Origin of the sequence: Agrobacterium tumefaciens, from assembly GCA_025560025.1 — a bacterium.
In the GTDB taxonomy this organism is placed as follows: domain Bacteria; phylum Pseudomonadota; class Alphaproteobacteria; order Rhizobiales; family Rhizobiaceae; genus Agrobacterium.
This window is the reverse complement of sequence record CP048486.1, coordinates 1,201,133-1,227,536: the sequence shown is the minus strand read 5'-3', so window position 1 is coordinate 1,227,536 and position 26,404 is coordinate 1,201,133. Positions and strand designations below refer to the sequence as shown.

Annotated in this window: 23 protein-coding genes; 21 read left to right on the top strand and 2 right to left on the bottom strand. The window is 60.4% G+C overall.

Going from position 1 to position 26,404, the window contains the following annotated elements:
• Positions 1-7 precede the first annotated feature (7 nt).
• The 15 genes from FY152_19570 (at position 8) to FY152_19500 (ending at position 18,057) form a co-directional block, all read left to right on the top strand.
• A complete protein-coding gene (locus tag FY152_19570; protein ID UXS34335.1) occupies positions 8-1,357 on the top strand; it encodes a copper oxidase in 1,350 nt (449 codons plus the stop codon).
• A 40-nt stretch (positions 1,358-1,397) separates the two neighbouring features.
• Positions 1,398-1,874 (top strand): copper oxidase, encoded by a 477-nt coding sequence (locus tag FY152_19565; protein ID UXS34334.1) that lies wholly within the window; start codon positions 1,398-1,400, stop codon positions 1,872-1,874.
• A 24-nt stretch (positions 1,875-1,898) separates the two neighbouring features.
• Positions 1,899-2,183 (top strand): hypothetical protein, encoded by a 285-nt coding sequence (locus tag FY152_19560; protein ID UXS34333.1) that lies wholly within the window; start codon positions 1,899-1,901, stop codon positions 2,181-2,183.
• A gap of 392 nt (positions 2,184-2,575) precedes the next feature.
• Positions 2,576-3,604 carry a ketopantoate reductase family protein gene (locus FY152_19555; GenBank protein ID UXS34332.1) on the top strand — a complete coding sequence of 343 codons (1,029 nt, stop codon included), beginning with the start codon at positions 2,576-2,578 and terminating at the stop codon, positions 3,602-3,604.
• A 49-nt stretch (positions 3,605-3,653) separates the two neighbouring features.
• A complete protein-coding gene (locus FY152_19550; protein UXS34331.1) occupies positions 3,654-4,217 on the top strand; it encodes a TetR/AcrR family transcriptional regulator in 564 nt (187 codons plus the stop codon).
• A gap of 11 nt (positions 4,218-4,228) precedes the next feature.
• The gene (locus FY152_19545) at positions 4,229-4,831 is read left to right on the top strand and encodes a 2-hydroxychromene-2-carboxylate isomerase (protein ID UXS34330.1); all 603 of its coding nucleotides are present in this window, start codon (positions 4,229-4,231) and stop codon (positions 4,829-4,831) included.
• Positions 4,832-4,950: 119 nt separating this feature from the next.
• Positions 4,951-6,342, top strand: coding sequence for an FAD-binding protein (locus tag FY152_19540; protein ID UXS34329.1), 1,392 nt, complete (start codon positions 4,951-4,953; stop codon positions 6,340-6,342).
• An 18-nt stretch (positions 6,343-6,360) separates the two neighbouring features.
• The gene (locus FY152_19535) at positions 6,361-8,670 is read left to right on the top strand and encodes a molybdopterin-dependent oxidoreductase (protein UXS34328.1); all 2,310 of its coding nucleotides are present in this window, start codon (positions 6,361-6,363) and stop codon (positions 8,668-8,670) included.
• 481 nt (positions 8,671-9,151) lie between these two features.
• Positions 9,152-10,801 carry an ABC transporter substrate-binding protein gene (locus FY152_19530; protein ID UXS34327.1) on the top strand — a complete coding sequence of 550 codons (1,650 nt, stop codon included), beginning with the start codon at positions 9,152-9,154 and terminating at the stop codon, positions 10,799-10,801.
• 36 nt (positions 10,802-10,837) lie between these two features.
• On the top strand, positions 10,838-11,842 hold the full coding sequence (locus FY152_19525; GenBank protein ID UXS34326.1) for an ABC transporter permease: 1,005 nt from the start codon (positions 10,838-10,840) through the stop codon (positions 11,840-11,842).
• The gene (locus FY152_19520; protein ID UXS34325.1) at positions 11,839-12,687 is read left to right on the top strand and encodes an ABC transporter permease; all 849 of its coding nucleotides are present in this window, start codon (positions 11,839-11,841) and stop codon (positions 12,685-12,687) included. Before FY152_19525 ends, FY152_19520 begins: the two co-directional genes overlap by 4 nt.
• Positions 12,666-14,399, top strand: a complete 1,734-nt coding sequence (locus tag FY152_19515) for an ABC transporter ATP-binding protein (GenBank protein UXS34324.1) — start codon at positions 12,666-12,668, stop codon at positions 14,397-14,399. Before FY152_19520 ends, FY152_19515 begins: the two co-directional genes overlap by 22 nt.
• On the top strand, positions 14,396-15,481 hold the full coding sequence (locus FY152_19510; protein ID UXS34323.1) for an LLM class flavin-dependent oxidoreductase: 1,086 nt from the start codon (positions 14,396-14,398) through the stop codon (positions 15,479-15,481). Before FY152_19515 ends, FY152_19510 begins: the two co-directional genes overlap by 4 nt.
• Before the next feature lie 176 nt (positions 15,482-15,657).
• Complete coding sequence (locus FY152_19505) at positions 15,658-16,761, top strand: LLM class flavin-dependent oxidoreductase (GenBank protein ID UXS34322.1); 1,104 nt, start codon at positions 15,658-15,660, stop codon at positions 16,759-16,761.
• A 114-nt stretch (positions 16,762-16,875) separates the two neighbouring features.
• Positions 16,876-18,057 (top strand): acyl-CoA/acyl-ACP dehydrogenase, encoded by a 1,182-nt coding sequence (locus FY152_19500; protein ID UXS34321.1) that lies wholly within the window; start codon positions 16,876-16,878, stop codon positions 18,055-18,057.
• Between the two features lie 27 nt (positions 18,058-18,084).
• Here FY152_19500 and FY152_19495 read toward each other — a convergent pair whose 3' ends face one another.
• Entirely contained in the window at positions 18,085-19,605 is a 1,521-nt protein-coding gene (locus FY152_19495) for an MFS transporter (GenBank protein UXS34320.1), read from the bottom strand.
• Between the two features lie 167 nt (positions 19,606-19,772).
• Between FY152_19495 and FY152_19490 the strand changes: the two genes are divergently transcribed.
• A complete protein-coding gene (locus FY152_19490; protein ID UXS34319.1) occupies positions 19,773-20,627 on the top strand; it encodes a LysR family transcriptional regulator in 855 nt (284 codons plus the stop codon).
• A gap of 239 nt (positions 20,628-20,866) precedes the next feature.
• Positions 20,867-22,405: an FAD-dependent oxidoreductase gene (locus tag FY152_19485; GenBank protein ID UXS34318.1), complete on the top strand. Its 1,539-nt coding sequence runs from the start codon at positions 20,867-20,869 to the stop codon at positions 22,403-22,405.
• 103 nt (positions 22,406-22,508) lie between these two features.
• Here FY152_19485 and FY152_19480 read toward each other — a convergent pair whose 3' ends face one another.
• Positions 22,509-22,790, bottom strand: coding sequence for a K+/H+ antiporter subunit F (locus FY152_19480; protein UXS35119.1), 282 nt, complete (start codon positions 22,788-22,790; stop codon positions 22,509-22,511).
• Between the two features lie 73 nt (positions 22,791-22,863).
• Between FY152_19480 and FY152_19475 the strand changes: the two genes are divergently transcribed.
• The 4 genes from FY152_19475 (at position 22,864) to FY152_19460 (ending at position 26,390) form a co-directional block, all read left to right on the top strand.
• The gene (locus FY152_19475; protein UXS34317.1) at positions 22,864-23,037 is read left to right on the top strand and encodes a hypothetical protein; all 174 of its coding nucleotides are present in this window, start codon (positions 22,864-22,866) and stop codon (positions 23,035-23,037) included.
• Positions 23,038-23,106: 69 nt separating this feature from the next.
• Complete coding sequence (locus tag FY152_19470) at positions 23,107-24,267, top strand: calcium:proton antiporter (protein UXS34316.1); 1,161 nt, start codon at positions 23,107-23,109, stop codon at positions 24,265-24,267.
• A 479-nt stretch (positions 24,268-24,746) separates the two neighbouring features.
• Positions 24,747-25,493, top strand: a complete 747-nt coding sequence (locus FY152_19465; GenBank protein UXS34315.1) for a F0F1 ATP synthase subunit A — start codon at positions 24,747-24,749, stop codon at positions 25,491-25,493.
• A 114-nt stretch (positions 25,494-25,607) separates the two neighbouring features.
• Positions 25,608-26,390: an NAD(P)-binding domain-containing protein gene (locus FY152_19460; protein UXS34314.1), complete on the top strand. Its 783-nt coding sequence runs from the start codon at positions 25,608-25,610 to the stop codon at positions 26,388-26,390.
• Positions 26,391-26,404: the final 14 nt, after the last annotated feature.

The following is a 26,404-nucleotide window of genomic DNA, read 5'->3' as shown; positions in this document are numbered from 1 at the left end:
AACGGCCATGTTCAATAGAAGAAACTTTCTGGGTGTCGGCGCCGCGATGGTCTCCACGGCGGCCTGGGCAAAGACATCGAATAGCAGCCTGCCGGAAGCGGCCGTGATGGAAACGGCGGCAACCCAGGCGCCGGTCAAGCCCACCACCGGTCCCGATTACAATCCGGTCGTCACCCTGAACGGCTGGACCCTGCCATTCCGGATGAACAATGGCGTCAAGGAATTCCACCTTGTCGCCGAGCCGGTGGAGCGCGAGATGGCGGAGGGCATGACCGCCCGCCTCTGGGGCTATAACGGCCAGTCGCCCGGCCCGACCATCGAGGCCGTCGAAGGCGACCGGGTGCGTATTTTCGTCACCAACAAGCTGCCGGAACATACGACCATCCACTGGCACGGCATGATCCTGCCGTCGGGCATGGACGGCGTCGGCGGCCTGTCACAGCCGCATATCCCCGTCGGCAAGACCTTCGTTTACGAGTTCGATCTCGTGAAATCGGGTACCTTCATGTACCACCCGCATTCGGACGAAATGGTCCAGATGGCGATGGGCATGATGGGCTTCTTCGTGATCCATCCGAAGGATCCGGCATTCATGCCTGTTGATCGCGACTTCGTCTTCCTGATCAACGCCTTCGACATCAACCCCGGCTCCTACGTGCCGAAAATCATGACGATGACGGATTTCAATCTGTGGTCATGGAACAGCCGGGTGTTTCCGGGCATCGATCCGCTGGTGGTTTCCAAGGATGACCGGGTGCGCGTGCGCGTCGGCAACCTGACCATGACAAACCATCCGATCCACATGCATGGCTACGATTTCGAGGTGACCTGTACGGATGGCGGCTGGGTGCGGCCCGAGGCTCGGTGGCCCGAAGTCAGCATCGACATCCCTGTCGGTGCGATGCGGGCTTACGAATTCGACGCCAAATATGTCGGCGACTGGGCGATCCATTGCCACAAGTCGCACCATACGATGAACGCGATGGGGCATGATGTCCCGACCTTCATCGGCGTCGACAAGAAAACCGTCACCGAAAAAATCCGCAAGGTCCGGCCGGAATATATGCCGATGGGCACCGCCGGCATGGCCGATATGGGCGCCATGGAAATGGAAATCCCTGAGAATACCGTTCCCATGATGACCGGCTGGGGGCCGCACGGCCCGATCGAGATGGGCGGCATGTTCTCCGTGGTGAAGGTCCGCGAAGGCATTTCCGCCGGCGATTACTCAGATCCCGGCTGGTACGAAAACCCGCCCGGAACCCAGGCCTGGGAATGGACCGGCGACGTGCCGGCGACCGAAAAGACCAATGATCCCAAAACACAGATCACGCCGAAACCCATGAAACACGGCTGATCGTGCAGACCACAACCCCCACAGAACCAAGGAACATGCAATGACCAGACTGAAACTTGCACTGCTTCTCACCGCTCTTGCCACACCCGCCTTCGCCTCGGGCACCCACGGCGGTGGCCATGATGCGATGGCGATCGGTGAACCCGGCGACAAATCCAAGGTGACGCAAACCATCCAGGTGACGATGAAGGAGACGCCTGACGGCAAGATGCTGTTCACCCCCGCCAAGTTTGAATTCAAGAAGGGCAAGACCGTGCGTTTTGCCGTGAAGAATGTCGGCGAGCTGGACCACGAATTCATCCTCGACGAGCAGAAAGCCAATCTGGAGCACAAGGCCGCCATGGAGAAGGCCCCGGAGATGGAACATGACAATCCCAATGCGATCAGCCTTGCGCCGGGCGAAAGCGGCGAAATCATCTGGAAATTCACCAATGACGGGATGTTCGAATTCGCCTGCCTGAAACCCGGTCATTATGAGGCCGGCATGCGCGGCGATCTCAAAGTCTCGGCAAAGTAACCCATTCACCAAAGGAACCTGACCATGAAGACAATCATTAAAATCTCCGTTGCAGCAGCGCTCCTGCTTGCCGCTCCCTTCGGCGCATTCGCCCAGGAATTCACCAAGGGCACGGTGAAGAAGGTCGATGCCACGGCCAAGAAAGTCACCATCATCCATGAGGAACTGAAGAACCTCGACATGCCGGCCATGACGATGGTGTTCCGCGTCAAGGACGACGCCCTGCTCGCCAAGCTCAAGGAAGGCGCGAACATCGAATTCGTCGCCGAGCGCGCAGACGGCAAGCTGGTCGTCGCCCAGGTGAAATAAGGCCCCCAAAGCCAGTATACGCCCGTGACGGACCGAAATGCGGCACCGGCACGGGCGTGTGCGCCATGTCAAATATCCGCGCCGAAGCATAGCCTTCGAATCGCCGGCACCCATGCTCAAAACAGGCCGATTTGCAGCAGGGAGTTCCGCCTTGCCTGACGGTCGGGAATGAGGTGGCCGCAAAGCCTCCATATGCCAAATGATTTTCTACAAAATAAATAGAAAAAGAACGACCTGTCTTTCTTGACGCGGTTCTGATCCCTAGGCTAGCTGTCATCATTGGCCGCCTTCAGGGAGGGACGATGTTGAACGAAATCCTGTATCAATGCCGCAATCTCAACCGCTGCAATTGATGCTGGCGCAATATCGGTCCGGTTGAATTGGGGAAAAAGGTGACACGATACGTTATTATCGGCGCAGGTGCGGTCGGCGCGAGTCTTGCCGCGCAGTTCGAGCTTTCCGGCATCAAATATGCTCTGGTCGGGCGCGGCGCACAGATTGCTTCCATTATCAAACAGGGCCTGAGCTATCAGAGGCCATCCGGCACGCAGCAGATAAGGCTGAACGCCTTTGATGTATCCGAACCGCCCGAACTGGCACTCGATGATATTCTGCTGCTAACCGTCAAGACGCAGGATGTGGCAGCCACGCTGGCGGACTGGTCATGGCGTCAGGTGCGGGGCGCGGAAGGCGCCACGGCCGCGCAGTTGCCGCTGGTTACCTTTCAGAACGGTCTGGCGACGGAAGCCCTGGCGCTCAGAACCTTCGCCAATGTCTATGGGGCCAGCATTCTGACCCCTGCCCGGTTTACGCAAACGGGCGCAGTGGCCGCAGCCGGCAATCCGCAGGTCGGCGTCGTCACCATAGGGCGTTTCCCTGCCGGTTCCGACGATACGGCGACGGAAATTGTCGCAGACCTTACTCGCGCCAATTATCTCGCGGAAACCAGCAACGATATCCGCCGCTGGAAATCGGCAAAACTCCTTCACAATGTCCGCAATGCGCTGGATCTGTTTGCAGGAGAAGCCGGCCTGCGGGCCTCCATCGCCGAGGCACTGGTCCATGAGGCCCGTCAGGCGCTTGAAGCCGCAGGTTACAATCTCGCCTCTGCTTCCGAGCGGACCATCGATATTTCGAGCTGGAGCATCGCAGAAAACAGCGGCATCGAGCCTGGCCAGCAATCAACCTGGCAGAGTTTTGCCCGGGGCGCATCCAGCGAGGTCGATTATCTCAACGGAGAAATCGTGCTGCTCGGGCGTCTGCACAACATTGCGACGCCTTACAACGAGGCTATCCAGTCCCTTGCCGGCAGGCTGGCGCATCAGGGCCGTTTCTCGAAGGCAGAGCCGGTCGATGCAATCCGGTCTCTTGTCCTGCAATTGCAGGATCGCGACAAAAACGGTCTCGCCGCCGCGCAATGACGCGTTCGATCCATTCTTCACATGAAAACCACCAAACTGAAGCGATAAAATGAGAGAAGCCATTCCAGATCAGATCCTCACCGCCGCCGGTGCGCTGTTTTACAACGAGGGTATCAGGGCAGTCGGGATCGATCGCATTATTGAAGAAGCGAAGGTCGCAAAGGCGACACTCTATCGACATTTTCCATCCAAGGATCACCTCGTTGCTGCCTATCTTCAGGATCGCCACGACCGTGTCATTCGCTCGCTGCAGGATGTTCTGACTGCAACGAACAATCCGAGGGACCAGATCCGGGTGATTTTCGAGCGGCTTTACGAGAAAGCCGACAGCCCCGAATTCAGAGGCTGCGCCTTTGCACTTGCGGTTGCCGAACACGGCGATTCCGATCGGGTCGTCACCGTGGCGAGAACCCATAAACGAATGGTACGGGACATCTTTGAGACGGTCATGTCCAAGGCAGGGGGCCGGCCGGATCAGGCCGCATCTCACCTTTCGCTTCTTTACGAAGGCGCGCTCGCGACCGTCGCCGTCGGGCGCGATCCGCATGCCGTTCTCATCGCCCGGGACTGTGCGCTCTCGGTGTTCGATCTTGCAGCCGGCCAGGCATCCTGAGGAAACCAGATATGACAAAGACCATCGACTATTTCTTCGGCATCGGCTCCCCCTGGGCCTTCCTCGGCCTAGAGCCTTTCGCCGCCCTTGCCGGTGAACAGAACGCCACGATCCGGCCCCACATCATTCCGCTGATCGAGGATAATGGCGCGATCTATTCCCGCAACCGTCCGGAGGCGCGCCGTGCCTATTGGACGAAGGATTTAAAGCGCTGGGCCGCGTTGCGCGGCAAGTCGCTGAGCTTCGAAAACCGTGCCGCCCTTTCCGATCCCACCCCCGCAGGCTTCATGGTCATTGCCGCCATCGAGGCGGGCGAGGACTGGCTGAAGCTGACCAAGGCACTTCAGGGAGACTTCTGGGAAGGCGGCGAAGACATCGGCAAGGCCGAGATTCGCCGTGCAATCGCGGACAAAGCCGGCTTCGACGGCAAGGCGCTGGATGAGCGCGGCGGAAGCGACGCCATCGCCGCCATCTGGAAAGCCAATTACGAAACCGCAAAGACAGCCGGCGTGTTCGGGCTTCCCACATTCCGTTACGAGGGCGAACTTTATTGGGGGCAGGACAGCCTTCCCTTCCTTGAACGTCATCTCAAGGGCGAAAAACTGGTCGCCTGATCCTGTCGTGACCGGGTGCTTGTTGCCACTTGGCTGCGCCCGGTCTGCGGCTTTCTTCAGACCGTTCTTTTGGAGTTCTCCATGTCTCTTTTCCCCTCGTCCTCGCGCGGAGTGGCGCGATGAGCGCACTGCCTTCCGCTCTTTCGGACGCTTTGCGCAACCGTTTCGGCGAGCGCTTTTCCACCGCTCAGGCCTCGCGGGAACAGCATGGCCGTGGTGAATCCCACCATACGCCGGCGATCCCCGATGCCGTCGTTTTTGCCGAGAGCACGGATGATGTTGCGGAAACCGTCCGGCTTTGCGCCATTGAAGGTATTCCCGTCATCGCCTTCGGCACCGGCACCTCGCTCGAAGGCCATCTGACGGCGGTGCGCGGCGGCGTCTCGGTTGACCTGTCGCGCATGTCGAAAATCGTCCGCATCAGCGCAGAGGACCTCGACTGCACGGTGGAGGCAGGCGTCACGCGCGAACAGCTGAATACATATCTGCGCGATATGGGCCTGTTTTTCCCGATCGACCCGGGCGCCAATGCCTCGATCGGCGGCATGGCCGCGACGCGCGCGTCGGGCACCAATGCCGTGCGTTACGGCACCATGCGGGAGAATGTGCTGTCACTCACGGTCGTCCTGCCCAATGGCCAGGTGATCCGCACCGGCGGGCGAGCACGCAAATCGTCAGCCGGCTATGATCTGACGCGGCTTTTTGTCGGCTCGGAAGGAACGCTCGGCATCATTACAGAAGTGACGTTGCGCCTTTACGGCATTCCGGAAACCATCTCGGCCGCGCTCTGCTCTTTCGAAGACGTCGAAAAGGCGGTTGCCGCAGCCATCACGGTGGTGCAGCTCGGCATTCCCGTCGCCAGAATGGAACTGATGGACCGTGGCCTGATCGAAGCCGTCAACGCCTATTCCAATCTTTCCCTCAAGGTCGAGGACACGCTCGCCTTCGAGTTCCACGGCTCGCCGGCCGGCGTTCAGGAACAGGTGGAGATGGTCGCCGCGATCGTGGAAGACAATGGCGGCAGGGATTTTGAATGGGCGAATGCGCCGGAGGACAGAAACCGCCTGTGGAAAGCCCGTCACAATGCGTTTTATGCCGTGGTCTCACAGCGCCCGAACGCCAGGGGCTGGTCCTCCGATGTCTGCGTGCCCGTCTCTGAATTAAGCGGCTGCATCGTAAAGACCCGTGAATTGCTGCGCGATTGCAGCGTACCCGCCGCCATTCTCGGCCATGTGGGCGACGGCAATTATCACGTGGTCTTCGCCGTCGACCCTGCCAACCAGACGGAACTCGATGAGGTGGCGGCAATCAACAAGAAGATGGTGCAGCACGCCATCTCGGTCGGTGGTACCTCCACCGGCGAGCACGGGGTCGGCACCGGCAAGATCGCTTATCTTCGGCAGGAACACGGTGATGCGGTTGATCTCATGGCCGTCATCAAAAACGCCATCGATCCGACTGGCATCATGAACCCGGGCAAGATTTTGCCCGGCCGCCAAGAAACGCTCTGACCACGCGGGATTTCGCAGATGGATAATTACAGGACCCACAGCTCCCACTGGGGTGCGTTTTCGGGCAGCTACCGCAATGGCAAGCTCGATATCCGTCCGCATCCGGGTGATCCACACCCTTCGCCTTTGCTCGGTAATCTCCCTGCAATCGCTGACAGCAGCGCGCGCATCCGGCGCCCGGCGATCCGGCGTGGCTGGCTGGAGGGAAAACCCGATAACGCCAGAATGCGCGGTGCGGATGATTATGTGGAAGTCAGCTGGCAGCAGGCGACGGATATCGTTGCAAAAGAGCTTCAGCGTGTTTACGCGGATTTCGGCCCGCAGGCCGTATTCGGCGGGTCCTACGGATGGTCCAGCGCCGGCCGCTTCCATCACGCGCAAAGCCAGGTTCACCGCTTTCTGAATGTCCTTGGCGGCTATGTGTGTTCCGTCAACACCTATAGTTCCGGCGCGGCGATGGTCATCATTCCGCATGTTCTCGGACCCTATGACCATTTCGACCGCAAGAGCGTGACCTGGGATGCGATAGAGCGCAGCAGCGAATTGATCGTCGCTTTCGGCGGTATGGCGCTCAGAAACACGGATGTGCATGGCGGCGGCAACAGCGTGCATATCGTGCCGCAGAAGTTGAAAGGCGCATCTGCGCGCGGCGCGCGCTTCGTGCTTATCAGCCCGCTGAAGGACGATTTTCCGAAGGAGCTGAATGCTGAATGGCTGCCGGTCACACCCGGCACCGATGTTGCGCTGATGCTCGGCCTCGCCCATGTTCTCGTCGCCGAGGGCCTGCATGATCGCGAATTCATCGACCGCTATACTGTCGGCTATCAGCGTTTCGAGGACTACCTGCTGGGCCGGACCGATGGCGTCGCGAAAAGCCCCGAATGGGCATCCGGCATCTGCGGCATCGGCGCCGACACGATAAAGGAACTGTCCCGCGCCATGGCGAACGCGAGGACATTGATCACCGTCAGCCATTCTCTTCAGCGCGCCGATTATGGCGAGCAACCCGTCTGGCTGGGCATTGTCCTGGCCGCCATGCTGGGCCAGATGGGCCTCGACGGCGGCGGTTATTCCTATTCCCTTGGCGCTTTGGGCAATGTCGGCAAGAGCCTGCTGGCCGTTCCCCTGCCGACACTCAATCAGTTCAAAAACCCGGTTGCGGATTTTATTCCCGTCGCACGCATCGCCGATATGCTGCTCAATCCGGGTGACGACTATGATTATAACGGCCAGAGATTGCGCTATCCCGATATCCGCCTGGTTTACTGGGCGGGCGGCAACCCGTTTCACCACCATCAGGACATCAACAGGCTGCGGGCGGCTTTCAGAAGGCCGGAGACCATCATTGTCCATGAGACCGCATGGACATCGTCCGCACGTCACGCCGATATCGTGCTGCCGGCGACAACAACGCTGGAGCGCGACGATATTGGCGCGGCCGACCGCGATCCCCTGATGATTGCGATGAAAAAGCTGATCGAGCCGGTTGGCGAGGCGAAGGATGACTATGAAATCTTCTCCGGGATCGCACGCCGCCTCGGCAAATTCGAAGCCTTCACCGAAGGCCGCAGCAGCCGGGAATGGCTTGCCTTCCTCTACGAAACGACGCGTGGGGCGCTCGCCGCCGGCGGGCACGAAGCGCCCGATTTCGAGACATTCTGGGAGCGTGGAGAGATTGGCCTGCCGCTAAAGCCGGATGATGGAGGGCCTGCACGGGCCTTCCGGGACGATCCGTCCACCTTCCCGCTGAAGACGCCATCCGGAAAAATCGAAATCTTCTCCGAGACGATAGAAGGTTTCGGTTATGATGATTGCGGCGGCCATCCGCAATGGTATTCCGGCAGAACGACATCGGAAGATGCGGCCCTTTATCCGCTGCATCTCATCTGCAACCAGCCGCATCAGCGGCTGCACAGCCAGCTCGACTATGGCGCTTTCAGCCGCTCCACAAAGATCAGGAGCCGCGAACCCGTGCGTATCAACCCCGAAGATGCCGCCCGTCGTGGCATTGCCGATGGCGATATCGTCCGGTTGTTCAACAGTCGCGGCAGTTGCCTTGCCGCAGCCGTTCTGAGCACGGATGTTCGCCACGGCGTGATGCAGCTGGCCACGGGTGCGTGGTTCGAAGCGCATGACCCGCAGGCAGAACATGCCATGTGCATTCATGGCAATCCGAACATCCTGACCCGCGATATCGGCACCTCGAAACTGGCGCAGGGTTCCACCGGCCAGATCACCAGAGTGGAGGTCGAGCGTTTCCTCGGGGAAGCGCCTCCGGTGCGGATTTTCGAAAAGATGGCATTTGCGAATGGCGTGACGGAGGGATGATCGCCGCCATCCGCCATGCCCACGGCCTTGATGTTTCGGCACAGCCAAAAAGCCCAGCGCGAGGGTGTCATCAGCCCCGGAAAAGCTGATCCTACCACCTTCGTAAACCGCGGCAAAATAATCCATTAATTCGATAGAAAAAGAACAACTGGTCTTTCTCCTTCTGGCTACCCTGCTACTTTATGCATCAAGATCCGAATTTCAAACAAAGGGACCGCGTCATGACCGCACGATGTATCAGCAAGCACGGCCTGCGATCGAATGAGCCGTCCATCGCTGAACGGTAACGGCGACACCGCAGCATCGGCCTGACTGTCCAACGGGATAAGGCAGGCACATTTTCCCGATTTCCGGGCCTTTGAACCTCGCGGCAGACTGCCCGCGTGAACGCCTTCCCATGCGCGCAATTGGCGGGCGTGAAGCGGCGGCGGCCCATGAAACCAGCAAGACAAGACACAACTCTACCAATCAGGATTTTTTAATGACGATACGTTCTTCCCTTTTTTCCTTCTCCCGCCGGGGCCTGCTGACGACCACTCTTGCAGGTGCAATCGCGCTTCTGGCGGCGACGGGGCCTGCTCCGGTCGAGGCAGCCGACACCCCGCGTAACGGCGGCGACATCACCTTCCTCATCGACTCGCTCGGCGATACCTGGATTCCGAACAACAGCGCCATCTCCAGCTTTCAGGGCCATATCTGGGGCCATGTGGCCGACAAGCTGCTTTATGTCGACGCAGACGGAAAAGTCAGCCCCTGGCTTGCCGAACGCTGGGAGCAGAACGACAACGCCACCGAATTCACGCTTCATCTCAAGAGCGGCGTAACCTTCTCCGACGGTACGCCCCTTGATGCGGCAGCAGTCGTTGCCAATCTCGACATCTGGTATGCCGGCCGCAAGGCCGAAGGCATCAACCCGATCGGTCTCTTCCCCAAGACCTATGACCGTGCCGAAGCGGTGGATGCAACGACGGTGAAGGTCTTCTTCAAGAAGCCGACACTCGGCTTTATTCCCACACTCGGCTATCACGGCTCCATCCTGATCTCCCCGAAGACAATCGCACAGCCCGCCACCCAGCAGGCGGACCTCAGCAAAACCTCCGGCAGCGGCCCCTATGTCGTCGAATCCTGGAAGGAAGGTGACTACGTCAAGCTGGTTAAGCGCAAGGATTACAATTGGGGTCCGGCAGCCGTCGGCCACACGGGCCCGGCCTATCTTGATTCCATTACCTATAAACTTGTGACGGAACCTTCACTGCGTGTCGCCTCGGTCCAGTCCGGTCAGGCCGATGTCGCCTACAATGCCTCTCCCCAGGAGTTGAAATCCCTGCACGAGGAAGGCTTCACGGTCGCAACGCCACGCTACCTCGGCTTCGTTAACGGCTGGGCCGTCAACACCAAGCTTCCTCCCTATGATGATGTGAAGGTTCGCCAGGCGCTTCAGGCCGGCGTCAATCGTCAGGAAATCATCGACACCGTCTATACGCCCGACTGGAAACTCGCCGCATCCTTCATCCAGAGCAATGTGCCGGGAGCGACCGATCACAGCGATCTCCTTGCCTATGATCCGGCCAAGGCCGAAAAGCTGCTCGACGAGGCCGGCTGGGTCAAGGGCGCCGACAGCATCCGCACAAAGGACGGCAAACCGCTCGCGCTGACGATCCATTCCAATCCCTATCTTGCCACATCGAAGTCTGTCGATGAGCTCATTGCCCAGCAGCTCGGCAAACTTGGCTGGAAAGTCACCATCCGCTCTTACGACGTCGTGACCTACGGCGAAAAGGTCAAGTTCGGTGGCGCCGCCGTTCCGACCTATGAGGTGACGCGCAGCTTCATAGACGCGGGAACGGTCGCCAGCATTCTCACCAACGCCAATAATGGTGAGAACTGGTTTGCGCTCGACGACCGCGACGCGACACTCAACGGATTGCGCGACAAGATCGCCGGCGCAGGCTCCTTCGACGAGCGCAGCCCGCTTCTCGACCAGCTGCAGAAATACGTGCTCGAGCAGGGCTATTTCATTCCGAGAACCCAGATCGTGCAGCGGATTTACGTGCAGTCGCCGAAGCTCAAGGGCGAGGTCTATAACGGCGTCGCTTACGCCAGCTACTACACCGCTTCCCTCAGCGACTGATCCGCATCATCGAGCAACGTGAAGGAGAGCACCGGCATGAGCAATGCCTACCTAACCTACGCCGCAAAACGGCTTGGCCAGGCGGTCGTCGTCATACTGCTGGCTTATGTCTTCACCTTCGTGGTCGTCAGCATCCTGCCTGGCGACCCGATAACCAGTGTGCTGCGCAACCCGCAGAACGGGTTTACCGAACAGGAAATCGCGGAAATCATCGCCGCGCAGGGCCTCGACAGGCCAGTAATCGTGCAACTCTGGTCGTCACTGTCAGGCTTTCTGACCGGCGATCTGGGCATCTCGATGCGCTCCAACCGGCCCGTTGCGACCTTGATCGCCGAGGTGCTGCCTTCCACCCTGGTGCTGGCATCCACGGGACTTGCCGTCGCCCTGTTTCTGGCGATGGCGGTTGCCTATGGAACCCAGGTCATTCCGAAACGCTATGGCCAGGGATTGCTCCGGGGTTTTCCTTCGCTGTTTCTATCAACACCGAATTTCGTGATCGGCCTGATACTCATACATCTCTTTGGCTTCCAGCTGCGCCTTTTCCGCGTCATCGAGCCTGACAGCTTCTGGGCAACGCTGTTTGCGGCAATCACGATCGGAATTCCCTTTTCCGCACAGATCGCCGAGGTGCTCATCGCAAATCTCGACAAGGAGGCGGAACAGGAATATGCGGCCGTCGCCCGCAGCCGCGGCATCGGACAGGCGCGGCTGTTTGCACAGCATCTGCTCAAGCCGGCCTCCCTACCCGTCGTCACCGTTATCGCCATTACCGTCGGCGAACTGATCGGCAATTCGCTGATCACCGAAACGGTCTTCGGACGTACCGGTCTCGGCAGCCTGGTGCAGCGCTCGGTGAGCACGCAGGACCTGCCTGTCCTGCAGGCGATCGTTTCGCTTGGTGCCGTGGTCTTCGTTCTCGTCAATCTGATTGCCGATCTGCTTTACCCATTGCTCGATCCGCGCGTGAAAATCGTCGATGGGCAAAAACGTCGCCCGGCCATCGCCGATGAAACATCCACCACCAAGGCGGTGACCCCATGACCTTTTCTTCAAACCCTTACCCGCCGGGCACGAGCCTCGCCGACCGGCTGGCGGGCTTTCGGATACCGGTAACCGTGGCGCTGTCCTTCGCCGTCATCACGCTTGTGATTGCCTGGTCGCTCGCGCCCGGCCTCTTTACCAGCCATAGCCCGATCAACGGGGTTCCCACGGACAAGCTGCTTGGTCCAAGTCTCGAGCACTGGTTCGGCACCGACCACCTCGGCCGCGATCTCTATGCCCGCGTCGTTTATGGCACCGCCTCCTCCGTCTCGAGCGCCCTCGTCGCAGTGGTCATCGGCGTGTTCGCCGGCGGTCTCATCGGGCTTCTGGCGGGCTTTCTCGGCGGTTGGGTCGATGTCGTCCTCGCCCGGCTGGTCGATGTGTTGCTGGCAATTCCAAAATTCCTGCTGGCCGTCATCGTTGTTACCGCCATCGGCTTCGAGACAATCAATGCCGCAATCGCCACCGGTGTCTCGGCCGTCGCCGTCTTCGCCCGCGTTACGCGTGCAGAGGTCATCAAGACGCGACAGGCGACATTCGTGGAGGCCTCCTTCCTGCTCGGCGGCTCGCGCTGGTTCATTCTTCTGCGCCACGTCCTGCCCAACGCATCACGCTCGGTGCTGCCGCTTGCCGTGCTGCAATTCGGCGAGTCGATCCTCGTGATCGCCAGCCTTGCCTTTCTCGGATACGGCGACCCGCCGCCCGCCTCCGACTGGGGCCTGCTGATCTCGATCGGCAAGGACTACCTCAAATGGCCGTGGCTGGTATACGCCCCCGCCTTCGTCACAATCGCGACCGTCCTCTCTGTAAACAGGATCAGCCGATGGCTACGCAAGACAGACTGACCACAACGATCGACCGCTCCATCGCCTTTGCGGGCAGACCGCAGCAGGCTCCCGCCCCGCTCCTGCGCGTCGACGACCTCTCGGTTGCCTATGGGCGGCAGGAAGTCGTCAGCAATGTCGGTTTCGAACTCGGCCGTGGCAAGAGCCTTGCCCTCATCGGCGAGTCCGGTTCCGGCAAATCGACGATAGCCCGCGCGGTGCTTCGGCTTTTGCCGAGCGGAGGATACGCCACGGGTCGCGTCACCTTCGGCGGTCAGGAAATATTGGCTTTGCCGGAGCGCAGCTTCAGGCCGCTGCGGGGACGCGCAATCGGCTTCGTCCCGCAGGATCCCGGCAATTCGCTCAATCCTGTCAGGACAATCGGTGCGCAGGCGATGGAGGCGGCAGCCCTCCTCGATGAACCTGACAAGGCGATCCGCAAGGCCCTCATTCTCGAGACCTTCGCGCAGGTGGGGCTCGACAACCCGAATGTTGTCTACGATTCCTACCCGCATCAATTATCCGGCGGCATGCTGCAGCGTGTACTCATCGGGCTTGCGGTGCTGCCCCGCCCATCTCTGCTGGTCGCCGATGAACCTACCTCGGCACTGGATGTCACGATCCAGAAACGTATCCTCGACCTGCTTTCACGGTTGCAGCATGAGCTGGATATCAGCCTGCTCCTCATCACCCACGATCTGGCGATTGCCGCCGAGCGAGCAGATTCGCTGGTGGTCCTGAAGGGCGGCACCATCCAGGAGGCCGGAAGCACCGCCTCGGTCTTTTCCGCGCCCGCTTCCGCCTATGCAAGGAAACTGCATGCCGATGTCCCGGCCCTCAATCCGGACCGTTATGCCCGCCTGCGTGACCCAGGTTTCCGGCTGCTAAAGGCCGAAGCCGCCACGGAGCGGAAGATCGAGCTCAAAGCCGTCACCAAGAATTTCCGGGTCGGCGACCGGGTACTGACGGCGGTCAACAACGTATCTTTCAACGTGCCCGCCGGCACCACCCATGCCTTGGTCGGCGAGTCCGGCTCGGGCAAGACGACGACCATCCGGCTGCTGCTCGGCCTCGAAGAGCCCGATACCGGCACGATATCAGTAGCCGGCGAAGAGTTGGCCGGCCGCTCCCACGCATCGCTGCGTGCAACATGGCGGCATCTCCAGTTCGTTTACCAGAACCCTTTCACCTCTCTCGATCCCACATGGACCGTGGAGCAGCTGGTGCGCGAACCGCTCGACCGTTTCAAGATCGGAACCCGTGCGGAACGGCTGGAGAATGTCCGCGAGGCTCTTTCCAATGTGGGGTTGGGCGAACACCTGCTCACCCGCAAACCGGCGGCGCTTTCGGGCGGGCAGCGCCAGCGCGTTGCCATTGCCCGGGCGCTGGTTCTCAAGCCGGATGTAATCGTGCTCGACGAGCCAACCTCCGCGCTTGATGTCAGCGTTCAGGCCGACATTGTCGACGTGCTGTTGTCGTTGCAGGCAAAGCTCGGTCTGACCTATGTTTTCGTCTCCCATGACCTCGCACTGGTGCGCCAGCTCGCCCATACCGTTTCGGTGATGCAGCGCGGGCGTATCGTCGAGCACGGAACGGTTCTCGATATCTTCGACAATCCGCAGCATCCCTATACCGCGTCACTGCTGGAATCGATCCCGTCCGGCGCCGCCGCCATGGCCCGTGCGCCACAGGCTCTGCCCCGGCGGGTTCTCGACAAGGAAAAGATCGCATGACCATCGCCGCACCCGCCGATACTCTGCCTGCGCCCTTCCGCCCCAAACGACGGCTCGGATTCAACACCCGGGTCTCCTTTAACGACGATGCCGGACCGGCGCAGGGGCTGCGTGAAGGCATCGAACTCTTCAAGGCCGCCGAACAACTGGGCTATCAGTCTGGCTGGGCCTATCAGCGGCATTTCGATCACTATCTATCCTCGCCGCTGCCGTTCTTTGCCGCAGCCGGCCAGCACACCCATCATATCACGCTGGGTTCAGCGGTCATCCCGATGCGTTATCAGGATCCGATCCTGCTCGCCGAAGCAGCCGGCACCACTGACCTCCTGATTGACGGGCGGCTGGAACTTGCCATCTCGACCGGTGCAAACGCCACTTTCGATGCGGTGTTCGGCACGGTCGACACCGATGCCCGCACGGAGGCCAGGCACCGCCAGACACGCTTTCTTTCGGCAATCGCGGGCGATGTCCTGCACCGTGTCGAAGGGGGGCAGTCCAACCCGGAGGGCACCGAACTGCGTGTAACGCCGCACAGCCCGACGCTTCGCACGCGTATTCGCCAGGGCGCGGCAAGCATCGGCTCGGCGGTGCAGGCGGCAGAACTCGGCATCGGCCTCATCTCGGGAACCGTCCAGCACGATCAGGCCGAAGGCGAGAGTTTCGGACAGTATCAGGCGCGGATCATCGAGGCTTTCCGGTCCACATGGCGCAAGACATGGAAAACGGAACCGCCGCCGGTTGCCGTCGCCGCCTCCATTCTGGTCGGCACCACGACCGAACTTCGGGAAAAATACGCTGCCTATGATCTGGAGCGGCGCACCAAGGGTATCGCCGCCTCTCGCCCCAAAGGCGCCCTCGAACAGGCAGCCCAGCCGGCGGGCTACCAGATTTCGCCGGTCTTTCAGGGCACGCCCGATCAGGTGCTGGAAGCGGTGTTCAACGATCCGGGCCTTGCGGCAGCCGATGAGGTCGTGCTGTTTTTGCCACCAGCCTTTGGTCTTGCCGAAAACATCCAGCTGCTGAGCGATCTCGCAAGCACGGTGGCGCCGAGCCTCGGCTGGTCGCCCATCTCCTCTTCCTGAGATAACGAGCCGATCGGCGCCAGGGGTTAAGACAGCAGACCACGGCGGTCACCGGTCCTATATCGAAGGCCGTCTCAGGGAATATTTTCTACATATTCCATAGAAAAAGAAAGACCTGTCTTCCTCGTTAATCCGCCGCATCCTAACATGCCCGCATTGAACCTGAAGGAGCCCCCATGGCCGCGGAATTTATTAGCGTTAGTTTTCCCAATGCGTCGAACGACCTGAACCCTCTGCCCGATGCGCCCGTGGATCCCGTTTTTCTGGAGCGCTACGCGCGTGCGCTCGATGATTACGGTTTCAACTATACGCTGATCCCCTACTCCTCCTCGTCCTTCGATCCGTTCACGCTTGGCGCCACGGTGCTCGCCCACACGAAAAACATCAAGATCATCGTCGCGCTGCGGCCGAATACGGTTTATCCCACGGTCGCCGCCAAATCGCTCGCAACGCTCGACCAGTTGAGCGGCGGACGTGTCGTGGTGCACTTCATTGCCGGCGGCAGCGACGAAGAGCAGGCGCGTGAAGGCGACTTCCTCAACAAGGAAGAACGTTACGAGCGTCAGGAGGAATATATCCGAATCCTGCGTCTGGCCTGGACCTCCAAGGAGCCCTTCGACTTCGATGGAAAATATTACCAGTTCAAGCAGTTCCGCAGCGCCGTGCGCCCGACCAACGGACTTATTCCGATTTCGCTCGGCGGCTCGTCGGATGCCGCCTATCGCATCGGCGGTTCGCTCTGCGATATCTTCGGGCTCTGGGGTGAGCCGCTTGCTGAAACCAAGCAGCAGATCGAGCGGGTCTATGCCGAAGCCGCAAAGGCGGGCCGCACGGATCGCCCCCGTATCTGGGTCACATTCCGGCCGATCGTCGCCGAGACGGATGAGCTTGCCTGGGAAAAGGCCCACAGAACTCTCGATCGATTGAACGAGAACCGCCAGAAAGGCGTCACGCGCGCACCGCTCAATGCGCCGCGTCCGGCAAATGTCGGTTCGCAACGGCTTCTGGAGATCGCCGCACGCGGTGACGTGCATGACCGCGCCCTGTGGTATCCGACAGTAACGGCCACCAATGCCAGCGGCGCCACCACGGCGCTGGTCGGCTCGCCACGCACCATCGCGGATTCCATACTCGATTATATCGACCTCGGTGCCGACCTGATCTCGATCCGGGGTTACGACAATTACAATGATGCGGTGGATTATGGCCGCTACATCCTGCCGCTTGTCCGTGAAGGCATTCGCGAACGGGAAGAGGCGAAGAAAAAGACCGCAGCCTGATGCCGTAATCCGGCCCGGTCATCTGGCCGGGCATTTTTTCAAGTGCAGACGGAGCAAGCCGTCCCTGTCGGGGACATGGCGCTTTCCTCCATAGCCAGAGAGCCTCGACAACGCATGTCCCATGACACAACCGTCCTCGACGCAACCGTGCGCGTCCTTGAGCAGGCCGCACCGGATGCGGACCAGACCGGCCAGTTCCCCTGGACGGGTATCCGCGCCGTTCATGAAAGCGGCCTCCTCGAAAGCACGGTTGCGACACGCTACGGCGGTCAGGGCGCCACGCTTGCCGATACCGCTCACATTCTGGCGGCGCTTGGCCGGGGCGATCCTTCCGTGGCTCTCATCAGCGCCATGACGATCTTTACCCATCTCGGTCAGGCCGCGAAAAACCACTGGCCGGAAGATCTCTACAGGCGGCTTCTGGCGGACGCGAAACAAAAGCCGCTGCTGCTCAATGCCGCGCGCGTCGAACCGGAACTGGGGTCGCCGGCGCGGGGCGGTCTGCCCGCGACACTTGCCCGCCGGACAAAAACCGGCTGGTCGATCACGGGCCGCAAGCGTTTCGTGACGGGTGCATATGGCCTCACGCATTTTCTTGTCTGGGCGCATACCGACGAAACACCGGCGCGGGTGGGAACATTCGTGGTGCCGAACGGCTTGCCGGGCATCAAGGTCATCGAGAACTGGCAGAGCCTCGGCATGCGCGCCACCGGATCGCATGACGTCGACTATGCCAATGTCGAAATCCCGGCGGAAAACGTCATCGACCTCGTCGATCCATCGATCGCCCAGCAGGACAACCGGGCGCATGCCGCCATTACACTGGCCTTGACAGCGCTCTATCTTGGCGTGGCCGAAGCCGCTCAGGCCAAATTCATCCGCTTCGCGCATGAGCGCGTGCCGGCCAATCTCGGCCATCCTATCGCCCGCACCGAACGTTTCATCACGCTTTCAGGCGAAATCGACCTTCTGGTCTCCGGCGCCCGCCAGATCATTTTCGGTACGCTTGAAAACAATAATGGCGATGCTGAAGGCTTCATCAGGGCAAGGCTGCTTGCCGGCCGGCAGCTGCGCGATGCCGTTGAGATCGCCGTGCGCGGCATCGGCAATCCCGGTCTTGGAAGCGAATTGGGGCTGGAACGGCATTTCCGCGACATTCAGACCGTGCTTGTCCATGCGCCGCAGGAAGACACGTCGATTGCGATTCTGGGCCGCGCCGCCTTTGGCCGCTGGAGCCGCGACGAGAATGCGGTCGCCCAGCCCGCAGCGGCATTGCAGATCCTGAAAACCGCCTGATCTATCGGCCCCGCGCAAGGCAATTCTCTAAACGTGGACAGGTTTTTGCGCCGGGCCAAAGACCACAAAGCTGAGAGCCGCGAGCAGCCAGACGCTGATGCAGGCATAGAGCATGACCAGACCGAAACCGTCTGTGAGTGCCTGATGGACGAGTGCACCCGAAACACGCTCTGCCGACGACCCCGCGGTTCCCGCCGCGATCTTCTCCGCGAGGGAACGCAGGTCATCGGTATAAGGACCGGACGGCAGATTGGCCCTGAGCGACGACCACACGCCCTCAACCAGAATGAAGCCCATGATCGGGATATTGATGGCGAGCGAGATCATTCTTGCGCTCATATCGATGCCGGAGGCCATGCCGGAACGGGCGGCAGGGACGGCGCCCGTGGTCGTATTGGTCACCGGCGTGTTGGTAAGGCCAAGCCCGATGCCGGACAGGATGCAGCCGGGCAGCATGGTCAGCCAGCTCGCATTTGCAGCACTACCGCCAAGTTTCATCAGCATGAAGCCCAGACCGATGGTGAATAGCCCGGCCGGGATGACAAGGCGGGGTTGATAACGCAATGACAGACGCTCCGCCAACGGTGGCACGACCAGCGCCGGCAGCGTGTAGGCAAGCAGACCGAGACCGGCGGTGACACTGTCATAACCAAGACCCGCCTGAAACCAGATCGGCAGATAGATCATGAACGGCCAGAAGCTGATATTCATCGCCGCCGAGCCGATGATCGCGCCGGAAAAGGGCCGGATACGGAACACGGAAAAATCGAACATCGGCCTTGGCGTGAGCTTTTCCACGATGACGAAGGCGATGAAGCTCGCAGCCGCGACACCAAGGATCAACAGCGCCTTTGCACTGGCAAAACCGAGTTCAGGCCCCTGTGTGATGAAAAAGGCAAGGCAAAACACCGCAACCGACAGCGTGGCAATGCCGGCAAGATCAAGGCGCGTCGCCTCCGGGTCACGCGATTCCCTGACACCGCCCATGGCAAGCAGCAATGTGACGATGCCGAGCGCCACGTGAACGAGGAAGACCCATTCCCAACTCCAGAGGGCGACAATCGCGCCACCGATGATCGGCCCGAAACCCAGCCCAACACCTGAGATAATACCCCACCAGCCGAACGCCATGCCGCGCTCGCGGGCCGTGCGGAACTGGTGTGAGAGGATGGCGATCTGGCACACCAGCATCGCCCCGCCGCTCAAGCCCTGAAGAAAACGTGCGCCGATCAGCACCGCCACACTTTCCGTCATGCCGCAGGCGAGGGAGGCAAGGGCGAAAGCGATGATGCTTGCGATGAAAACGCGTTTACGGCCGAAGCGATCGGCCAGCGCGCCGGTTGCCATCAGCACCATCGTCACGCCGATCGTATAGGCGTTCATGATCCATTGAAGCTGCCGGAAATCCGCATGCAGCACCTGTTCGAGTGTCGGCAGGATTGCCGGCACGCTGGAGATTTCCAGCCCGAACATGAGCGCGGAGAGACAGACGGCAGCAAGCGCAAGCGCGCTTCTGCTGGCGGTTGGGGCGGTAACGGCAAGGGTCACTTCTTCAGCCTTTCGTGGTTCACACCGTAGCGGCGAAATCCGGCCATGACGGAGGCTCGCTCGCTGCGGTGGATATGTTGCAGAGCCGAAGGCAAACTAGTGAAGGCTTGACCATAACTGAATTGGATGCTTGGATATTTCAGAGACAACAAATTTGGATCATTGCCATGACCACGCTGGATGTGGATGCCGTCCAGGCTTTCGTCACCATCGCCGATCTGCAGAGCTTCACCCGTGCCGCCGAAACGCTAGGAACCACACAGGGCGCCATCAGCGTCAAGCTCAAGCGGCTGGAGGACCGGCTCGGCCAGCGGCTCCTCGAACGAACGCCGCGCTCGGTGAGGCTGTCGGCACAAGGCGCCGTGTTTCTCGCTCCTGCCCGTGAATTCCTGGCCGCGCATGATCGCGCCATCACCGGCCTTTCGTCCACGCGCCGCCGTTTCGGCCTTGGCATCGCCGCCCATGTTGCCGGGCCGGAAGTGCCGACGCTGCTGGCGCGGCTCAATGCACATGATCCGGGGCTGACGATTGAAGTGCGCATGGACAATTCCCGCGCGCTGCTGGATGCCTTCGACCGCGGCGAGATCGACGCCGCAATCATCCGTCGCGAGGATGACAGACGGGATGGCGAAGTGCTCGGGCCTGAGCATTTCGGCTGGTTCGCAACCCCGCAATTCGAGCATAGACAGGGTGAACCGCTGCGACTGGCAGCCCTTTCGCCGGCCTGCGGCGTGCGCGATATCGCCACCCGCACTCTCGATGCCGCCGCCATCGCCTGGACGGAAGTGTTTCTCGGCGGAACGTCGTCGATGGTAACCGCAGCCGTGTCGGCAGGGCTCGCCATTTCGGCCTTCTCCTGCCGTCTGGCACCGCCCGGGACCGTCGAGGTCAGCCAGCGTTTCGATCTGCCGCCGCTGCCTTCCACCGAGATCGTCATGTTCTCCACCCTCACCGACAGCAGATCGCGCGAGGCGCTGCGCACGCTCGCCGCCGCTTTCCGGGAGCACCGGCCGGGACAGTGAGCCATGGCAAGGGCCGGATATGGCTTGCCGGGCGGTCGCTGCGGCGCTATAGAGAAGCGTCGAAAAAGGCACGACTTGGTGTGGTCTAGCCCAAGTCCTTTCGGAAACGAAAGCTCTGTCCATGCCCCGTGCATGAGTCCCACGACGAACAACGACGCTGTTCAGGCGTCAAATTGTTCGTCCGTGTGGTTCTCAAAATCGACGAGCCGCTCCGGTCGAACGACCAGAAGGAGCAGTTCATGTCAAATAATCCAGACACTTATGATGTTGTCATTGCCGGCGCCGGCCCTGTCGGCCTGTTTCTCGCCTGCGAGCTTCGTCTCGCAAACCTTTCGGTCCTGGTGCTGGAGCAAGCCCCTGACCCTTGCTCTCCGCTCAAGAAACTCCCCTTCGGCATGCGTGGCCTTTCCGCGCCGACCATCGAGAGTTTCGACCGGCGCGGCTTGCTGGATGATCTTGCCGAACGGCAGCGCACCAAAGAGCAATCGAACGACAGCCATTTGTCGGCCCAGCACTGGATGCACCAGCAGCGCCGTCCAGGCGGCCACTTCGCCGGCATTCAGTTTTTCCACGACAATATCGATCCCTCGAAATGGGCCTATCGCCTGCCGGATTCGACACCCGTTACCATGGCTTCCAGCATGGAAGAGATCGAATCCGTTCTGGAGACACGTGCCAATATTATGGGTGCCGAGATCCGGCGGGGTGCCGGTATTGATGGCTTCGAGCAGTCGGACGGGGCCGTAACCATTCGCGCCGGCGGCCGGACATTTCGCGGACGGTGGCTCGTTGGCTGCGATGGCGGCCGCAGCACCGTGCGCAAGGCTGGCGGTTTCGATTTTATCGGCACCGACCCCGAATTTACCGGCTATTCCGTCGAGGTCGAAATGGCGGATCCGGAAAAACTCGCTGCGGGTCGTCACTACACGCCAACCGGCATGTATACCTACCAGAAGCCCGGAACCATCGCGATGGTCGATTTTGACGGCGGCCGGTTTCACCGCACCAGCCCGATAGCGCTGGAGCATGTGCAAGCGGTATTGCGGCATGTTTCCGGCACCGACGTCACGGTCACCAATCTTCAGCTTGCAACCACCTGGACGGACCGCGCCTATCAGGCCACGACATACCGCAGGGGCCGGGTATTGCTGGCGGGTGATGCCGCGCATATCCACTCTCCGCTTGGCGGACAGGGGCTCAATCTCGGGCTGGGCGACGCCATCAATCTTGGCTGGAAACTTGCAGCGACGATACATGGCACTGCACCGGACGGATTGCTGGACAGCTATACGAGCGAACGGCACCCGATCGGCGCGCGGGTTCTCGACTGGTCGCGCGCCCAGGTCGCGCTCATGCGTCCAAGCCGGAGCAGCCGGGCGCTGGAGGCCATCATCCGCGATCTCATCGAGACCCGCGATGGCGCGACATATTTTGCCGAGCGCGTCTGGGGCGTTTCCATCCGCCACGATCTTGGCGGCAACCATCCGCTTGTCGGCCACAGCGTCCCGGACTTCCAACTGGCGGATGGGAGGAGGACCGGCGAACTTTTGCGAGAAGGAAAAGGCCTGCTCTTGAACTTTGGCGCGGATGCATCCCTTCAATCACTGAGCGATCGCTGGAATGGACAGATCGCATATGTCGCGGTCGACGCTGCGGATCGATTGGGATTGAGCACCGTGCTGGTGCGTCCTGACGGGATCGTCGCCTGGGCTGCGGATTCCATTGCCGACAACGAGGAAATCGCGCAGGCGGCGGCCCGATGGGTCGGCGTGGCTTGACAGTAGCTGAAGCAGGGAATCGGCCTTGCTTAACGATGCGCTTGACGGCGGCAAAAGCCGCCGCCAGCTCCAGCATTTTACCGACACGACCGAAGCCAACCCGTTACTCGATCACCTCACCTCGCATGAGAAACTTCGCCAGCGCGACCGTCGAAACGAAGCCGAGAACTGCAAGGATGAGAATGAAGGGAAGGTAGAGGGCGTTTCCGGTTTTAATCGCCAACACCAGCGCCTGTAATATTCCCAGATTGTAGATGGTATCGACAGCCATGACACGATCTTGCGCGCGTGGCCCCTTGATCAGGCGATATGTGGCAAGCGCCATGGAAAGCAGAAGCATTCCCTGGGCAAAACTGGTCGACCAATAAATGATATCCGAACTCAACATCGCCGACACCGCTCAACAAGGTCGCGCCGGAGAAAGAAGGCAAATCTGCACAGGGTAATCGGAAGGGATCATGGCTCTCTCCTCGTGTTCTTTACACACGGGGCCGTCCCCTCTCGATCCGGATGGCGCAGGTCGTCCTGCACAAATGGGTGCTATCATCGGTCGCACCTATCTTCAAGACAGCTATTTAAGCGCCATTGCCTTCAAGAACCCGGTCATGGTATCGCTGAAGCCAGCTGCTTGACGAAGCTTCGTTCGGGACGACCCGAATGCGACAGATTGCCGGGGACGACCCCAGATGAGGTCGCCTGCAATGTCAGATACAAAATCTCCATCATTCATCCGGGGCCCCTGGCCCAAACTCATCGTGGCCTGGCTGGTCGTCGTGGTTTTCCAATTCACCGGTAAGTCGTGGCTTTCGCCCGATATGACGCCGGCCATTGCAATCTCCTGCTTTCTCGTTCTCTTTATCACAATCCTGATGGCGGCCTTCGGCGTCGTGAAAGAGGCTGACGAACTGGCCCATCAGTTGGGCGAACCTTACGGAACGCTCATTCTCACCCTCTCGATCGTTGCAATCGAGGTGATCCTGATTGCCGCCGTGATGCTCGGGCCCAACGAGGCGCCGACGATCGGACGAGATTCCATATTCGCGGTGATGATGATCATTCTCAACCTCGTGACGGGTATCTGCCTGCTCGCGGGCGCGATACGGTATGGCGAACAGGAATATAATGCGCCGGGGGCCGTCTCCTTCATCGCAATGACGGTCGTATTGGCCGGGGTCGCGCTGCTGGTGCCGAATACGCTGCCGGCAGGCAACGGCACCTTTACCGCTCTTCAGGCCGTTGTGGTTTCGCTCGTGACCGTGATTGTCTACGGCGGGTTCCTTGCCCTTCAGATGGGGCGCTACCGCAGCCACTTCATGCAGCCCGAACCGGGCCGGATGTCGATCCGGCTGGCGGAACCAATCGCTCGCGGCATGACGGATGATCATGCTCCAGTGGAGGGCGGGGCCCGCAGAAAAAACATCGCTCATTCGGCAATGCTGATCGGGTTGATGTTACCGATCGTGCTGCTCGCGCATGACCTTGCCGTCGTCATCGATTATGGCGTCGCCCGGGCCGGAGCTCCCGTGGCGGTTGGCGGCGTGCTCATCGCGATCATCGTCTTCACGCCGGAATCGATCACGGCCGTCAAGGCTGCGCTGAAAAACGAGACACAAAGGGCAATCAACCTGTGCCTCGGTGCATTCGTCTCGACAGTCGGGCTGACCGTGCCGGCAGTTCTGACAGTCGGCCTCCTCTCCGGCAAAACGGTGATCTTTGGAATTTCGTCCACGGAAACCATCCTGTTTACGCTGACCATCGCACTGACGACCCTCACCTATCTGGGCAGGCGAACCTCCGCGGTACAGGGTCTTCTGCACCTGATGCTGTTCGCGATCTTTGGGCTGCTGCTGTTTACGGCCTGAAAACGTCCGGCATCGCGGGACGGCCCGCGCTCTGCAACACCAAACGGGGACGGCCCCACAATCGTGAGATTCATGATGTGGAAAACGCCGCAGACGCTTTATCGAGACATTTCGGAAACGGCCATGCGGAGTGCGCACGAGCGCACTGCAAGCTGGAAAACGCTGATATCATCGGCTTTGATCTTCATTTTTGTCGCCAACCACGCGGTCAGACTTTCCCGCGCCGATGCATTTGCCCGAAAGCCATTGCCACCCGCCGGCGATTTGGCTAGAAAGCGCTCGCGCGGGACGACCCGCGCCTTGAAGCGTTCCGGGGACGGCCCTGATTCTCAATCTTGGGATCAGGATGACCGACCTAGCGAACACCCTCCTCATTTCTGATGCTCCATCAAACGCGCGGCCTTCCTGCGTCCGGCAGAGCCGCGACCTTGCGCATCAGCATGTCCCCGTCATTGCCGCAATCTACTGAAGGACCTTCCATGGCCGGCCCTATCGAGCAATTCGAAGTCAAACCTCTCGTTGAAATTACCATCGGTGATATCGATCTGAGCTTCACCAATGCCTCGGCATACATGTTCCTCACCGTCACCCTGGCGAGTTCGTTCCTGCTGCTGGCCACGAGCAGGGCGCGCCTCGTGCCCGGCCGGTGGCAATCCAGTGCTGAAATGCTTTACCTGTTCGTCGCCAAGACACTGCGTGACAATGCCGGCGAGCAGGGAATGCGGTTCTTCCCCTTCGTCTTCTCGCTTTTCATGTTCATTCTGTTTGCGAACATGATCGGCATGTTTCCTTACGCTTTCACCGTCACCAGTCAGATCATCGTCACATTCGGTCTGGCCATGATGGTGTTCGGCACCGTCACGCTTTATGGGCTTTTCAAACACGGCATTCGTTTTCTCGGGCTGTTCAAGCCGGCCGGGATCCCGGCAATTCTCGCACCCATCATCGTGCCGATTGAAATCATCTCCTATATGTCGCGACCGGTCAGCCACTCCGTCCGCCTGTTTGCCGTCATGCTTGCCGGTCACATCACCTTAAAGGTCTTTGCCGGTTTTGTCGTGTCGCTGGCCAGCGTCAATGCCCTCGGCATGATCGGCGCCATCGCACCGCTTTTCATGACGGTCGCGATCACGGCGCTGGAATTCCTGATGGCCGCTATTCAGGCCTATGTCTTCACCATGCTGACCTGCATGTACCTCAATGACGCCTTGCATCCGGGCCACTAGCATACCGATCTGGAAATCGGCCACCTGCGTGTCGACAATTCCGGGCTGAAAATTTAGCATTGCGTGAAAATCAGATGGCCGACGTATTTTCGGCCCTCACCGCGCGGAGCAAACATGTCCCTTCCCCAGAAGATCGGTTTCATCGGAACCGGAGCGATCACCGATGCCATGGTAAGGGGCCTGCTCGGCAAGCCCGCCGCCGTGCCACATGTCATGGTCTCCCAGCGCAGCGCGGATATCTCGGCCCGGCTTGCCGCCGATTTTCCGCAGGTGATCGTGTCCGGCGACAATCAGGCAATCGTCGACGGCTGCGACACCGTCATGCTGGCGATCCGACCGCAGATCGCCGAAGAGGTCATCCGCGCCTTGCGGTTTCGCGATGGGCAGAGGGTCATAAGCGTCGTTGCCGCGACAGACCGGCAGGCCCTTCTCGACTGGATCGGTGCGGATGTGCGCCTCACGCAGGCGATCCCCCTGCCCTTCGTTGCCCGACGCAAGGGCGTCACCGCCATATATCCGCCCGATATGGATACGGCGGCGATCTTCAACGTTCTCGGCAATGCGGTGGAATGCGAAACCAAGGCGGAATACGACCTTCTCGCCGCCGCAAGCGCGCTAATGGCCACCTATTTCGGCATTTTGCAGCACACGACGGAGTGGCTTGTCGAAAACGGCCTGCCGGAAGAAAAGGGGCGCGCCTATCTTGCACCCCTCTTCGCCGGCCTATCCGAGGTGACGCTCCATGCCGGCAGGGACGTCGACTTCATCGACCTCAGCCGTGAATTCGCCACCAAAGGCGGGCTCAATGAGCAGGTCTTGAACGATTTCAACGACAATGGCGGTTCGGATGCGCTGAAGCAGGCTTTGAGCCGCGTGCTGGAGCGGATTGCTCAATAGGCGCAATTCGATGC